The organism is Acinetobacter sp. YH12098, assembly GCF_013419235.1.
Classification (GTDB): domain Bacteria; phylum Pseudomonadota; class Gammaproteobacteria; order Pseudomonadales; family Moraxellaceae; genus Acinetobacter; species Acinetobacter amyesii.
This window is the reverse complement of record NZ_VPAO01000034.1, coordinates 1-15447: the sequence shown is the minus strand read 5'-3', so window position 1 is coordinate 15447 and position 15447 is coordinate 1. Positions and strand designations below refer to the sequence as shown.

14 protein-coding genes and 1 pseudogene are annotated in these 15447 nt (G+C 39.4%); 8 read left to right on the top strand and 7 right to left on the bottom strand.

Features of this window, described 5'->3' with window-relative positions; genetic code table 11:
• The first annotated feature begins 224 nt into the window (after window positions 1-224).
• A complete protein-coding gene (locus FTU38_RS11770) occupies window positions 225-638 on the top strand; it encodes an internalin (RefSeq protein ID WP_180111279.1) in 414 nt (137 codons plus the stop codon).
• A gap of 100 nt (window positions 639-738) precedes the next feature.
• Here the strand turns inward: FTU38_RS11770 and FTU38_RS11765 are convergent, their stop codons facing one another.
• A complete protein-coding gene (locus tag FTU38_RS11765) occupies window positions 739-1629 on the bottom strand; it encodes a LysR family transcriptional regulator (RefSeq protein ID WP_180111305.1) in 891 nt (296 codons plus the stop codon).
• Between the two features lie 110 nt (window positions 1630-1739).
• Between FTU38_RS11765 and dkgB the strand changes: the two genes are divergently transcribed.
• Complete coding sequence (gene dkgB / locus FTU38_RS11760; RefSeq protein WP_218945807.1) at window positions 1740-2546, top strand: 2,5-didehydrogluconate reductase DkgB; 807 nt, start codon at window positions 1740-1742, stop codon at window positions 2544-2546.
• Between the two features lies 1 nt (window position 2547).
• A complete protein-coding gene (locus FTU38_RS11755) occupies window positions 2548-3723 on the top strand; it encodes an MFS transporter (protein ID WP_180011266.1) in 1176 nt (391 codons plus the stop codon).
• A 38-nt stretch (window positions 3724-3761) separates the two neighbouring features.
• Here the strand turns inward: FTU38_RS11755 and FTU38_RS11750 are convergent, their stop codons facing one another.
• The 3 genes from FTU38_RS11750 to FTU38_RS11740 all read right to left on the bottom strand — a co-directional run bounded on the left by FTU38_RS11750 (window position 3762) and on the right by FTU38_RS11740 (window position 7609).
• Entirely contained in the window at window positions 3762-4853 is a 1092-nt protein-coding gene (locus tag FTU38_RS11750; RefSeq protein ID WP_180111277.1) for a YheT family hydrolase, read from the bottom strand.
• A 203-nt stretch (window positions 4854-5056) separates the two neighbouring features.
• Window positions 5057-5461, bottom strand: coding sequence for a nuclear transport factor 2 family protein (locus tag FTU38_RS11745; protein ID WP_078189187.1), 405 nt, complete (start codon window positions 5459-5461; stop codon window positions 5057-5059).
• A 123-nt stretch (window positions 5462-5584) separates the two neighbouring features.
• Window positions 5585-7609 (bottom strand): NADPH-dependent 2,4-dienoyl-CoA reductase, encoded by a 2025-nt coding sequence (locus FTU38_RS11740; protein ID WP_180111275.1) that lies wholly within the window; start codon window positions 7607-7609, stop codon window positions 5585-5587.
• Window positions 7610-7790: 181 nt separating this feature from the next.
• Here FTU38_RS11740 and FTU38_RS11735 point away from each other — a divergent pair, with 181 nt between their 5' ends.
• Complete coding sequence (locus tag FTU38_RS11735; protein WP_180005106.1) at window positions 7791-8330, top strand: PadR family transcriptional regulator; 540 nt, start codon at window positions 7791-7793, stop codon at window positions 8328-8330.
• Window positions 8331-8354: 24 nt separating this feature from the next.
• Window positions 8355-9263, top strand: coding sequence for an alpha/beta fold hydrolase (locus FTU38_RS11730; protein WP_180007844.1), 909 nt, complete (start codon window positions 8355-8357; stop codon window positions 9261-9263).
• A gap of 134 nt (window positions 9264-9397) precedes the next feature.
• Here the strand turns inward: FTU38_RS11730 and FTU38_RS11725 are convergent, their stop codons facing one another.
• Entirely contained in the window at window positions 9398-10309 is a 912-nt protein-coding gene (locus FTU38_RS11725) for a LysR family transcriptional regulator (protein ID WP_078188530.1), read from the bottom strand.
• 279 nt (window positions 10310-10588) lie between these two features.
• Here FTU38_RS11725 and FTU38_RS11720 point away from each other — a divergent pair, with 279 nt between their 5' ends.
• The gene (locus FTU38_RS11720) at window positions 10589-11503 is read left to right on the top strand and encodes a LysR substrate-binding domain-containing protein (protein ID WP_180004968.1); all 915 of its coding nucleotides are present in this window, start codon (window positions 10589-10591) and stop codon (window positions 11501-11503) included.
• A 319-nt stretch (window positions 11504-11822) separates the two neighbouring features.
• On the opposite strand, the gene map is transcribed toward FTU38_RS11720, so the two are convergent.
• Entirely contained in the window at window positions 11823-12617 is a 795-nt protein-coding gene (gene map, locus FTU38_RS11715; RefSeq protein ID WP_168378636.1) for a type I methionyl aminopeptidase, read from the bottom strand.
• A 349-nt stretch (window positions 12618-12966) separates the two neighbouring features.
• Between map and brnQ the strand changes: the two genes are divergently transcribed.
• Window positions 12967-14259, top strand: coding sequence for a branched-chain amino acid transport system II carrier protein (gene brnQ / locus FTU38_RS11710; protein ID WP_180004967.1), 1293 nt, complete (start codon window positions 12967-12969; stop codon window positions 14257-14259).
• 558 nt (window positions 14260-14817) lie between these two features.
• Entirely contained in the window at window positions 14818-15054 is a 237-nt protein-coding gene (locus tag FTU38_RS11705) for a hypothetical protein (protein WP_078188534.1), read from the top strand.
• Between the two features lie 301 nt (window positions 15055-15355).
• Here FTU38_RS11705 and FTU38_RS11700 read toward each other — a convergent pair.
• A pseudogene (locus FTU38_RS11700) lies at window positions 15356-15447 on the bottom strand (IS5/IS1182 family transposase); the annotation flags it as partial.

Genomic DNA, 15447 nt, shown 5'->3' with positions numbered 1-15447 from the left:
TTCTCGTACAATGGAGCCTAAATTGGCCTACAATGTTGTGCGATTTTACTTTACTCTGTACCAAGAAAGCAAAGTCATTCCGCATCAATTCATAGAACAATTAACAATTGGCTATTGTAACAGCAATTATCATAAAAATTTAGAGTAAGTTCTTATCATTTCTATATTCTTATTTGCTGTTATAATGCATTTATCCAATCCACACTTTTTTGTTTTGTGTAATTATGAATAAGAAACTTTTAATCTGCGGTGCAATCGCAACAGGTCTACTTCTTACAGCATGTGTAAAAAAAGAAGCACCAAAAGAAGAAGAACAGGAACAGGTTGAAGTTGTAGCATCTGAACCAACAGCATCTGTACCTACACAATTAGAACCAGTTGAAGAACAACCCGTTGTTGAAGAACCAACTCAGCAGCAAGTTGAAGTGATTCGTGAAGAAACACCGAATACAACAACTGAAATTCGTCGTGAACCTACCACACCTGCAGAAGCTCCTGCTCCAAAAGCAGAAGCACCTAAAGCGGCAGAAAAACCTGCACAAGTTGCTCAACCTAAACAAAACTCAGGTTCTGCACAATCTGAAGATGATGCTGTCGCTGCTGCAATTGCCGCTGCAACTCCAGCTTTAGACAACTAATTGTTTATTCTCTAAACAATTCAATAAAAAGCCCAGTTTTGACTGGGCTTTTTATTGCTTGTACATAAATATATATCTGTAGCAAATGACTTAATTTTGCTCACAATCGCTCTTGTAGTTTTTCAGCTAAATACTCAATAAATAAACGAACACGTTTGGGTAAATGCTCTTGTTGATAATAGACGGCATGAATCAGCTGTTCATGCGGTTCGATTTGATCATCTAAAAGTTGTACCAAGCGCCCTTCCGCAATATCTTTTTCTAACATAAAAATCGAAAGACAGGCGATACCCATGCCATGAATTGCAAGCTCGCGTATCGTTTCACCGTTTGATGCCTTAATGTTTGGTCGAATCGTTAGTGGTTTTCCACCGACTTGGATCGGCCACGTATTCATGTGTGTAATTTGACTAAAACCAAGCAAAGCATGTGCGGTTAGCTCATCAGCATTTTTCGGATGCCCATGCTGCTGAAGATAGTCAGGACTCGCCACCAAACACAATCGACTCTTGTAGATAAGTTTTGCGTGCAAACTGGAGTCGTTTAATTTTCCAAAGCGAATCGCGACATCCGCTTTATGCTCTAATAAGTCAATCACTTGATCATGATTCACCAATTCAATCTGTATATGCGGATAACGTGCATTAAATTCAGGAATTAAAGGCACAATGACATGCAGTATAAAAGAAATTGCAGAATCGACTCGTACAAGACCAGAAGTGTCGGCATCTAATTTCAGCAGAGAATCTTCCGCTTCGCTCAAATCATTCAATATCCGCCGTGTTTTTGCTAAAAACAATTGCCCCTCTTGCGTGAGCTTAATTTTGCGGGTAGTTCGTTCCAACAAGGTTACATTTAATTTAGATTCCAGACGCTGTAATGCGCGGCTGACACCAGATGCTGTTTGATCTAATCTTTCTGCTGCTTTGATAATAGAGCCACTATCTACAATAACAGTAAAAGCCTGCAGCTCCTCAATGGTCGATTTCATTGCATATTCGAATTCGTGATTTTTAATCAATAATATATTCCAAACTCATGCATTTTTCTTCAATAAAATTAGCAGCACAATAGCATCAACTCAAAAAAAGAGAATTCCTGATGATTGTTCCTCAATTTGGTGTCGGCACCTTCCGTTTGACAGGTGACACTGTCATTCATTCTGTTAAAACTGCCTTAGAAGTTGGATATCGTGCTGTAGACACCGCACAAATCTACGGTAATGAAGCAGAAGTAGGCCAAGCAATCGATGAAAGTCAGGTCAATCGAGCTGATATTTTCTTAACCACGAAAATTTGGACTGAAAATTATGCTGCCGACAAACTGATACCCAGTCTAAAAGACAGCTTAATTAAATTAAGGACGGATGCAGTTAACCTCACACTTATTCATTGGCCTGCACCTGCACTTGGAGTCAATATTCCAGAATTAATGGGACATTTACTTGAGGCAAAAAAACAAGGTTTGACTGAATATATTGGTGTATCTAATTTTAATATTGAGCTTACTCAACAAGCTATTGACAGTATAGGTGCTGAGCAGATTGCAACCAATCAAATTGAACTGAGTCCTTATCTTCAAAATGAACGACTTGCGACTTACTTAAAACAGCAAAATATTGATGTCACCTCTTATATGACCTTGGCTTATGGCAAAGTGCTAAATGACCCAATACTTTCTGATATTGCAGCACAACACCAAGCTTCAGTTGCACAAGTGACACTCGCTTGGGCGCTGCAAAAGGGTTATGCCGTAATTCCATCGTCAACCCAACGTGAACATTTAACCAGTAACTTAAAAGCTCAAGACATTCATTTAACATCAGAACAGATGCAGGCCATTGCCACACTAGACAGAAATGCACGTGAAGTGAACCCACCTGAACTTGCTCCAGTGTGGGATATTTAATATGAAATTCAATTTTCCATTAATTGCATTAGCCGTAGGTGCTTTTGCAATTGGCACAACAGAATTTTCACCGATGGGTTTTTTGCCTGAAATCGCAGCAGATTTATCGGTTTCCATTCCTCAAGCGGGCTTACTGATTAGTGCCTATGCCGTTGGCGTCATGATTGGTGCCCCATTAATGACCTTATGGTTAGCACGTTTTCCTAAACGTACTGCCCTTATTTTACTAATGGCAATCTTTACCATCGGTAATATTTTGGCAACGATTGCACCCAATTATCTCGGTTTAATGGCGGCACGTTTGGTGACTAGCTTAAATCATGGGGCATTTTTTGGCTTAGGTTCTGTCGTTGCAGCGAGTGTTGTGCCGAAAGATAAACAAGCCAGTGCCGTTGCTATGATGTTTATGGGCTTGACCATTGCCAATATTGGCGGCGTGCCACTCGCAACGTGGGTGGGGCAAAATATCGGTTGGCGTATGTCTTTTGCCGCTATTACCTTACTGGGCATCATCACCATGTTGGCATTATGGAAAGCACTACCTCATCAGCAACAGACCGAAAAACCTGATGTACGAGCAGAGTTAAAAGTATTAACACGCATGCCTGTTGTTTTAGCACTGCTCACCACGGTAATGAGTGCTGGAGCTATGTTCGCGCTCTATACCTATATCGCACCGAGCTTAAAAGTCTTTACCCATGCAAGCCCTGAGCTTATCACTTTCATGTTGGTCTTAATCGGGATCGGATTTTCAATTGGTAACCATTTCGGTGGTAAGTTTGCAGATCAGTCTCTAGATAAAACCTTGATTGGCTTTTTAGTCTTACTCATGCTGATGATGCTGTTATTTCCAATTTTAGCAACAACCACCATTGGCGCGGCGATTGCATTAATCATCTGGGGAGCAGCAGCCTTTGCCGTTGTACCACCTTTACAAATGCGTGTTATGACAGTCGCTCACGATGCACCAGGCCTCGCTTCTTCAGTGAATATTGGTGCATTTAATCTTGGAAATGCTTTGGGCGCTGTTGCAGGTGCCGCAGTACTAAATCTCAACCTAAGCTATGCTGCAGTATCTTATACAGGAGCGACATTGAGTGCTATAGCGTTGATTTTAGTATTGATACAGATGAAGCTTAAACCTCAAACAACTGCATGTTGCGCACAAGCCGAGTAACACACACTTAAAATAGCCTATCCAAAGTAGGCTATTTTTTAGTTCGCATATAACTTTAAAAAATCTGCCATCAATTTGGTTGCCCATGAATGGGTATCAACAAGACCTTCATAATAACCACAGTGACTGCCTTTTTTGGTGGTCACCACCACCACATTCAGCAAAGAACGAATTAATTCTTTATAGGGCTCAAAGTTTTGAATGTGGCAAATAGGATCGTCTTCGGCATTTAAAATCATCAAAGGAATTTTAAGATTTTCAAATACATAAATTGGGTTGGTGGATTTGGCATAACTTTCATAATCAGTAAAACCCGCCATTTGAAAATAAGCACGTTCAAACTGCGCCAGATCTTTACTTTTTAGGACTTCAATTATAGATGGAGTCGTTGACCATGTTGCAGAATAGGGTTCTACAAATTTCTGAAAGAGCTTCTTGGTCATCATTTTACTGTAAAAAGGATGGACATTTTTAAAGCCAAGCTCGGTGTCATAGCCCGGACATAAAGCAAAAGCCGCTTTAAGTGGTGTTTCCTCACCTTGTTCGCCTAAATAGCGGACCAATAACCCCGTTCCTGCAGATGAACCGACGCCAAATAAATTCGATTCGGGAAATTTCTGCTGAATAAAGGCAATCTGTTCACGCAGGTCATCGGTTGAACCAAATAAATTTATTTTGGCAACAGGCATAGGTAAATTGGCATGACCGCGTCTTAAACATAGCGCAATGCGCCAACCTGTATATAGATGAAGATCCCGAACCACTTCTCGCATACTTTCAGGCGTTCCCGTAATCGTATGCATGAGCACCACAGTTGGCACATCCGCAGGTAAATCCAAACCCAACCATGCAATGGCTGTGATTCCACCATCAGCCATGGTTAGCTGCTCTATGGCATCATATTTAAGCTTCACTTGACGCTTTTTAATGACATCAAAATACAGTAAATGTGCATGGGTATTCGACAGCCAAGGCGTAGGACGATATTTTTCATGTAGTTGCTTTAACTTCGGCAGCACATGTTGCATTTGCCCTTCAGGATGATAATAAAGCTGTGGTATTTCCGCACCGATGGCATGATCTACAAAATTTAAAAGAGCCAGACGCCCTTTATGCATCACATTATTCATTGACCTTACCTTCACCTCGCTTCGCACTACAGCAAATCATTTCAATCTTTTCACTTTGACCAACAAGGCCCATTAAACAAACGTATCTACAAAACCATATCTCACTAGCAATATTTGTTTACTTAAACCTCATAAGCAAAAAGCATGACAATATCCATCATGCTTTTTATCATTCTGTGACGAGCATTTAAAAATCAGCAGATTCAAGGCTGATATTGCATAATGCGCTCACCCATTTTCGCCGCCAATGCTTCCAAGCCACTTTTCGGACGGAGCATGACTTCAAAATCAATCATCTGTCCTTGTTCATTAAACTGAATCATGTCGATCCCTTTTAATTTTTTCTCGCCAACATTGGCAGAAAACTCAAGCACCACATTTAAACCATCTTCTGAGTAAAACTCACGGTGATAGGTAAAATTTTCAAAAATTTGAATCACATTGGTCAAAATAAAAGTTACTACAGGCTTACCTGGATATGGGTTAAACGCGACAGGTGAACGAAACACCACATCCTCTGCCAAGAGTTCATTTAAAATATTCATATCCCGTGTGTCGAGCATTTCGTGCCAACGTGCAACAGATTTTTTTGTTATTTCAATAGTCATGTTTATGTCCTTTTTTTGTTGATGAATCATTTCCCTATCCTCAAACTCCTCTCAAAATGGAGAGGAAGCACGACAACTGCATATTAAATTGAATGTAGTTGTCGTGGTTAAGTATGAGGCTGATTAAATCACCGCAGCCAAATCTGCACCTTGACGAATGGCACGTTTAGCATCTAACTCACCCGCTTCTTTCGCGCCACCAATCAGATGCACATTTTTTCCATCTGCTTGTAGCTGTTCATACATCGCGGTATAGGATTCCTGACCTGCACAAATCACCACATGATCAACATCTAAAATACGTGGTTGACCATCAACGGTAATATGCAAACCTTGATCATCAATTTTATCGTAGCTTGCACCCGCAATCATTTTCACATCGCGGTGTTTCAAACCTGTACGGTGAATCCAACCCGTGGTTTTACCTAAGCCAGCACCGACCGATTTAGCCTTACGCTGCAATAAATACACTTGACGCGGCGATTCTTCGACGTCTGGATGTTTCAAGCCACCGACTTGCGCATAAGTGGTATCAATTCCCCATTCATCATAAAATTTCTCAGGATTGAGGCTACCGCTTTCACCTTCATGCGTTAAATATTCAGCCGTATCGAAACCAATACCGCCTGCACCAATGATCGCTACACGTTTGCCAACTGGTTGACGCTCACGTAAAACTTGTAAATAACTCAATACTTTTGGATGATCAATACCATCTATATCTAACTGACGCGGTGTTACACCCGTCGCCACCACGATGTCATCAAACTCAGACTGAGCTAATTCTTCATAGGTTGCCGTATGGTTCAGTACCAATTTAATCTGAGGCAATAGTTCTATTTTGCGTTTGAAATAGCGCAGCGTTTCATAAAACTCTTCTTTACCAGGAATCGTTTTCGCAATATTAAACTGCCCACCAATTTGGCTTGAAGCTTCAAAAACCGTTACATTGTGACCACGTTCTGCTGCATAAGTTGCAAAGCTTAAACCCGCAGGTCCCGCACCAATCACAGCGATATTTTTCACCTGTGCAGATTCTTTAAATATCAGTTCAGTTTCATAGCAGGCTTGAGGGTTAACCAAACATGTTGCAATTTTCATTGAGAAAATATGATCTAGGCAGGCTTGGTTACAACCAATACAGGTATTAATTTCATCACTACGCCCTTGTTCTGCTTTTTCCACAAAACATGGGTCAGCTAACATTGGACGTGCCATGGACACCATATCTGCATCACCTGATGCAAGAACATGTTCAGCCATTTCAGGGGTGTTAATACGGTTTGAAGTGATTAAAGGAACATTCACAAGACCTTTTAACTTCTTGGTCACCCATGTAAATGCAGCACGTGGCACTTTGGTTGCAATGGTCGGAATACGCGCTTCATGCCAACCAATACCGGTATTGATAATAGTTGCACCGGCTTTTTCAATGGCTTTTGCAAGTTGCACAACTTCTTCGAAAGTCGAACCACCTTCAACCAGATCCAGCATAGAAAGACGGTAAATAATAATAAAATTTTCACCGACTAATTCACGCGTACGACGCACGATCTCAATTGGAAAACGAATCCGGTTTTCATAACTGCCACCCCATTCATCATCACGGTGGTTGGTACGTGCAGCAATAAACTCATTAATTAAATAACCTTCTGACCCCATGACTTCTACACCGTCATAACCCGCTGTCTGTGCTAACTGAGCACATTTGGCAAAATCATTGATCGTGCGTTCGACGTCTGCTGTGCTTAAAGCTTGCGGTTTTACTGGGTTAATTGGTGCTTGAATAGATGAAGGTGCAACATTATTGGCTTGATACGAGTAGCGACCTGTATGCAAAATCTGCATCGCAATTTTACCGCCAGAATCATGTACCGCCTGCGTAATCACTTTATGTTTTTCTGCTTCTTCTAAAGAGTCTAATTTTGAACCACCAGCAAATGTCACACCATCATCATTGGGAGAAATACCACCAGTTACAATCAGACCTACACCACCTTTCGCACGCTCAGCATAAAAAGCTGCCATGCGTTCATAGCCACCCGGTGCTTCTTCAAGGCCGATATGCATAGAACCCATCAATACACGGTTCTTTAGCGTTGTAAAACCTAAATCTAGTGGTGCCAATAAATTTGGATAATTTGACATTTTTTCTCCTTAGCGTGCTGAAAAGCTGGCTATTTTTATCTTCGCTTGTATACGAGCTTTCTATTTCCATCTACGCATACAAGATTTTTGCAACTTGTTGCACTAATTTATATGCGAGATTTGATTTTTATGCAACATGTTGCATAATAAAAAGTACAAAACTATTTTGACTGAGCCATATATGTCTTTAGCCCATGTTTTACTCACGAGCTTACTTGAAAAACCGAGTACAGGAATTGACCTTGCACGCCGTTTTGACCGCTCTATGGGCTTTTTTTGGAATGCGACACATCAGCAAATCTACCGTGAACTCAGTGGTATGCAGCAAAAAGGCTGGATCAGCACCATTGAAGATGACCACAGTACAACCCGTAAAAAAACCTACCAAGTTGAACAGCTTGGACGTGTTGAATTAGCCAATTGGATGGTTGAGCAAAGCCCTCCGGCTCAGTTACGTGAAGAGTTAATGGTTCGTTTACGTGCTGAAGCTCAACTGGGCACAAACGGCGTATTACCCGAATTAGAACGTCACCTAGAAATTCACAAAGAAAAACTAAAAGTGTACCAGTCTATTTTTGCAAAAGACTTTGCACATGCGCATGATGAAGACCGTACTTTGTACATTCATAAAATGATTTTACAGCTTGGGATTGATTTGGAAATCGGTTGGATCAAATGGCTTGAAACCATCATTCCACAGTTGCATAAATTTAATCGCTAAAACAAAAAATAAATAGGAAGCCGCATGCCACACTATACAATGCCAGATCAACAACAACTGTATGTTCGTGAATATGGTCAAGGAGAACCCATCCTGGTTTTATCTGGACTGGGCATGCAAAGTTGGCAATGGCACCCTTTTCTATATCAACACCGAAAGCATTTTAAATTTATCATTCCAGACTGGCGTGGATTTGGCGGCTCTAAACATTGTCAAATTCCAAATACGGACACCATTTCAAGCCATTGGCGAGATATTGACAGCTTAGTTTCCCAGCTTGGTTACGATAAAATCACGGTGATTGCCTACTCCATGGGGGCAACGACCACCATGCACGGTTTAAAATACGGTCAGTTTGCTGAAAAAATTAAACGCTATTTACACATCGATCAAACCCCTAAAATACGAGTAGATGCAGATTGGCAATATGGTTTATATGGCAAACGCCACAATGAGTTTTTAAGTATTTTAGAAGACATCTCGAAGGTACTTGCAACCAACCTCTCCGTGCCATTTGCACAGCAGATGAATAAACATGACCGTCAAGGTCTGGTCGACGCTTGGTTAAGATTCATAGACTTACAAAATAGCAATCCTTATGCTTTATCCGCTTTCCGTTTTGCATACCAACAACCAACTTTACAGAAGCTGATGTTACCCTCACAAAGTGTGACCTATTTATATTGGTATATTCAAAACTATTTGAACCATACTGAAGATTATCGTGAAGCCATTGCAGCACTCACCGCACCAACAACTTTTTTCACAGGTGCAAAATCGATCCTCTATCCTGCCCAAGGTCAAAAAATTATTGCTGACAGCCTAACCAATGCAGAGCAAATCATTTTTAAGAAATCGGGGCACACGCCATTGCTCAGTGAACCGGTCAAATTTAGCCGTGAAGTCACCAAGTTTTTAAAACAAGCGGTCTAATAACACTAAATAAAAAAAATAGGCTCAAAACTTTCAAGATTGAGCCTATTTTTGTATGAAGGAAAGTGTTACTTAACTGTTTGCTTCTAAATTGAATTTCGAAATTAACATCTAAATTAATTTTAAAACAAATGTTAGAAAACTCGACGATCGTATTCAATTGCTTCCAAATCATATACTTGGTAAACACAATCAAATAAAGGACGTGCCAATTCCCCTTCATCATCATTCCGCACAATCAAATAAATTTGGCTAATGGCGGCACTGTCCGATAATTTCACATAATTCACATGCCTAAACTGCATAATTTGGACAGATTCAGGAACAATACAAATGCCTTCGCCCGCAGCGACCATACCCAGTGATTGCTGCAAATCTGCTTGAGTATTGAAGCGTTTCGGCTCCATCCCATATTCTAAAAATAAAGACTTGATCAGCGTTGCATAACTTTGACCATCCGTTGCAGGATAAATAAAAATCTGCTCATCTTTGAGATTATTTAATGCAATCTGCTGCTGTGAAGATAAAGGATGGCTTGAATGCACCGCAACAATCAGAGGCTCTTCACGCAATAGCACACGTTTAACCGCCTGATCCGACACACGAACTCGACTAAAACATGCATCAACCCGACCTTCTTTTAATGCCTGAATCTGATCAACTGCACTCAGTTCAATTAAATTTACATTTAAGTGTGGATATTGCTGGCGGAACAAATAAACGATTCGAGGTAATAAACCACAGAGTAAGGAACCGCCATACCCAATATTAATGGTACGTTCAGTAGCACTGGCCCGCTGCGTAATGAGCTTAATTTCTTCTGCATTTGAAAGTAATTTCACGGCTTGCTGATAAAAGAAACGGCCAATGGTGGTGGTTCTCAAAGGACGGCTGCCACGCTCAAAAAGCTGTGCACCCAACTCTTCTTCTAAATTTTGAATTTGACGACTTAAAGGAGGTTGAGCAATAAATAGCTTTTCAGCAGCCTTCGTAAAACTCTGTTCTTCTACAACGGCGACAAAGTAACGTAAATGTCTTAATTCCATGACATTGTCCTTTAATGTCGAATTTCTTTCATAATGGTCTTTTATTTGAATATATCAGGACGACACTCAAATCACATCCTTCAAATTCGGTTATTTAAAAGATGTATACACCACATTTATTGTTTGGTCATGCTAATGTGAAACGATTACAAGGTTAACCCGACTTTAGTCTTGGCAATTTTACTCAACTTTCTCACATGAAAAACTACAAAACGTGATTGACTTCATGAAACAATTCAAGTTAATTAGCTAAATCGTTGCAAATATGGAATAAGAACAGTGCTGAGTGATCTAGATGATTTTTATTGTTTTGCCCAAGTGGTCGAACATGGTGGTTTTAGTGCAGCAGAACGTGCAACAGATATTCCAAAATCAAAACTGAGTCGTCGGGTCTATAACTTAGAAGAACGTTTAGGTGTCCGCCTGATTCAACGTAGTTCACGACATTTTGCTGTTACAGATATTGGTATGAATATCTACCGCCATGCACAAGTTATGATGAATGCCGCTCAAGCCGCACATGATTTGGTTGATCATCTCAGTACGCAGCCGCGCGGCTTAATTAAAGTCAGCTTACCTGTTTCCATCGCGCAAAATGAAATGACCAAAATTTTGCCTGAATTTTTAAAGCAATATCCAGAAATCAAAGTGCAAATGATGGTGACCAATCGGCGCGTAGATATCATTAATGAAGGCTTCGATCTTGCGCTACGTGTACGTTCAAATCTAGACGACGACCCCAATTTAGTCATTCGTAAATTTGAAACGATTGAGCAGCACTTATTTGCCAGTCAGGCGTATCTGAATAAATTTGGCGAACTCAAACACCCTGAAGATTTATCGCAACATCAAATATTAAGTATGGCGGATGAGCATCTTGATCAACATATCATTGTGACCGATGCACAGCATCATCAGAAAAAAATTAAAGTGAATCCAACGGTGATGGGCTCTGACCTGTCTATGTTAGCTGCGCTAGCCTGCCAAGATTGTGGCGTGGTGTTATTGCCCGACAGTATTGTGTCCGACCATGTGAAATCAGGTGCTTTGGTTCGTGTGTTACCTGAATGGAAAGCTGCACATGGTATATTCCATGCTGTTTATCCATCTCGTCGTGGCTTATTACCTGCTGTACGAGTATTCATTGATTACTTAGTTGAAAAACTCAGCCAACATGAACACGCTAAATTTTAGGCAAAAAAAAGCTTACCCATGTGATGGGTAAGCGAAAACTTAAAAACTAAGAAAATCAGAAACTACAGCAGAATCTGTAATCATATTATATAAATAAAATACATCTTTATTAAATCGTTAATAGCTCTAACTGATTTTCAGAGTTATAAGCAAAGCCTTATAAATTAAGCTATAGACAAAACCTCTTAGTCTTAAAACCTATAACGTTCATACACACCACAAATTATTAGACTAAAGTCAAAAATTATACACATGTATAATTTAATTTAACTTCAATCCTTTAGATACAGCAGATTCAGGATTAAATTCGCGATTTAGCTTAGATTGCAGGATATGTACCTGTACCTTCTGGCCATGGAGATAGCAACTCAAAACCACTATCGGTTACAACCACCATATGTTCCCACTGTGCCGATAAAGAACGGTCTGCGGTAATTACTGTCCAACCGTCTTTTAACTCTTTAGTACGCGCTTTACCGCTGTTGATCATCGGTTCAATGGTAAAGACCATGCCTTTTTTCAGAATGACACCTTGACCCGGTTGACCATAGTGTAAAACACTTGGTTGCTCATGATAAACCTTACCAATCCCGTGACCACAATATTCACGTACAATGCTGTAGCCTTCACGATGAGCAACTTGTTGAATGGCATAGCCTACATCACCCAATGTTGCTCCCGGTTTAACAGCATGAATCCCTGCAACCATCGCTTCATAGGTAGTTTCGACTAACTTTTTAGCCGCAGGCGAAACCTCACCCACATAGTACATACGACTGGTATCACCAAAATAACCATCTTTAATGATGGCAACATCAATATTGATAATGTCACCATCTTTCAATACAGTTTCTTTCGAAGGAATACCATGACAAACCACTTCATTCGGTGAAATACAGGTGGTTTTGGTATAGCCATAGTAGCCAACGTTGGCAGGAATCACTTTAAGTGTGTTGACGATAAAATCATTACAGATATCGTCTAGATATTCAGTGGTCACGCCCGGCTTGACATACTCCCCGATCATCTCTAAAACCTGAGCAGCTAAACGACCTGAAATGCGTAATTTTTCAATATCTTGCTCGGTTTTAATCGTGATTTTGGAAGCTTTCATCTGAATATCCTCAAATTTGAATAAACCAAATTATAGACCTTTTAGATTTTTTTTGTTTTATTCAGCCAATATTTCTGCATTTATTCGGCTTATAGCATCCTATTTAGTGCTGAAAATTAGAACAATTGATTTATATCTGATAAATCTTAATAGTTAAACATATTCCTATAAAAAATTTATATACAATAAATTTCTTTTATTTATCATAGATATAAATAAAACATTATTTTATCTGTCAATATATTCATAATTCGTATTATAAAAACTATCTATACGATTTATAAATTTTGCTCCAAAAACGAGCTTAATTGCACTAAAATTGCCTTTTTTCACAGTTCATCTCCCCTTTATGACAAGTCTTCGTACACGGGATATTGTTGCCTTAGGTTTTATGACCTTCGCACTGTTTATTGGTGCAGGCAACATTATTTTCCCACCAATTGTCGCACAGCAAGCGGGTGAACATGTTTGGTTAGCTGCATTTGGTTTCTTGATCACTGCAGTTGGCCTACCTGTCATCACGATTATTGCTTTGTCGCGTGTTGAAGGTTCTATTCAAGTTTTAAGTTCGCCTTTGGGTAAAGCAGCCAGCATTATCCTTACTGTCGCGTGTTACTTAGCTGTTGGACCTTTATTTGCAACACCTCGTACAGCTACCGTTTCTTATGAAATTGGTTTCTCTTCTTATTTTGGTAACAGCGCAAACAGTCTGCTGATTTATAGCGTGATTTATTTTGCATTGGTGACGATTGTTTCACTTTACCCAAATAAAATTTTAGATACCGTAGGTTATTTCCTTTCACCACTCAAGATTTTAGGCCTCGTTATACTGGGTATCTCTGCGTTCTTTATCCCTGCTGGTGTAATTCCGCCTGCAATTGGTAACTACGTGGCTGCACCAGTTTCTGAAGGTGTGGTCAATGGTTATTTAACCATGGATACTTTAGGTGCTTTAGTTTTTGGTATCGTGATCGTAAAAGCCATTACTTCACGTGGTGTAACGGATAGTAAGCTCGTCACCAAGTATGCTGTCATTGCCAGTATTATTTCAGGTATTGGACTTACACTGGTTTATATCAGCTTGTTCAAACTCGGTATGGGCAGCCATGATATTGCTCCAAATGCAACAAATGGTGCAGTGATCCTGCATGCATATGTACAACATGCATTTGGTGATATGGGCGCTTATTTCCTATCTGCAATGATCTTTGTTGCATGTATGGTTACCGCGATTGGCTTGACCTGCGCATGTGCTGAATATTTCTCAGAATTGACTAAAATTCCATACAAAGTTTTTGTGTTCATTTTAGTTGGTTTCTCACTGCTGATTTCAAACTTAGGTTTAACCAAACTCATTGCAGTTTCAGTGCCTGTTTTAAGTGCAATTTATCCACCTGCGATTGCAGTTATCCTACTTAGCTTCTGCTCTAAATGGTTTATTTCACCATCACGAGTTATTGCTCCTGTTACCGCTTGTGCGTTTATTTTCGGTATTTTTGATGGTTTAAAAGTAGCTGGTTTCGAAGATGCGCTTCCAAGCTTTATTGCCAATCTACCGCTTGCTCAACAAAATTTAGCATGGCTGATCCCTTCTGCGATTGTGCTGATTATTGCTGCTGTAATTGACAAAGTTAAAAAATAACCTTTTTTGACCTGTCTAAAATCGGAGTTTTACCCGAATGACGATTTTACCTGTGACCAATAATTGTCGAGTTTTACCCAAACTGACATTTATTTGTCCTACTACAGCACAATAACCCTAAGTCATTGAACTTTTAAATAAAGTTTTATTTTCATGATGAGAAAAAAAGCCAGCCCTTTGGCTACAAAATATAATAATAGTTAAAATACAAATACTTTCTGCAAAATACACCGTACACAAACTCCATGATTAAGCTCGATTCAGACTGTAAGCTAGGCGGTTTCTTGTCATAAAGCCGATATACCCGTGTTGGTATATATATTGCTTATTCATACATAGATATTATGCATCGACCATTTTACTCACCAGTCAACACCTTTAGATTCATAATATTTAGTATATGAATAAAATGATTATTCTTATACGATGATCTAACATAGTTTTATGACAAAATAATGACATTTACTATTGAAATACTTCTAGTTTCGAAGTACAACAGTAGTTCAAACCTGACCAAAATCATGGGTTTTGGCTAAACAACAACAAGGAGGGGTGGAGATGTTATCAGTACATTTCAAAAAGCAATTCTTCATTAACGCTCTGAAGGCAAATAAGAACATGGTGACCTATACAAGCACCACTATTGCTCTCATGCTGACACTACTTATTCAAGGCTTAATACAAGGAAATTTAAGACCTGAATATTTTGCTTATGCGCTTATTGTCTCTGTAGCCTTTTATTTATGGGCAGTCATTGACCACAAATATCGAAAGCAAAAATCAACAGAATTTTAAGTTAGAAGATGGATGAGGCATCATCCATCTTGAAAAAAGAAAAGATGCCACCCCTACCTTCTCGATCATTCAATCCATTTTAAATAACAATAAAAATAATCCCTAAAATAACCAGAAAATCATCAGCCTTTTCTCATAAATTTTCAATTCTGCAGAACTTAAAATTTTGTTTATATAAATTCTTCTACCGAACAATCGCCTGCACTTTAAAAGCTTTTATCTCCTGATTAGCCTCCAATCTAATTGGTACTATTTATGATTGATACTAGGGTGTGTTGACATTTACAGCCGATAAATTGAGCTAAAGAGGCAACCATATAAATATACAAGCTAAAGCAACAGCGCTTTGATAGTTACGTTTTAGCTTATCGTATCTTGTGGCAATTCCTCTAA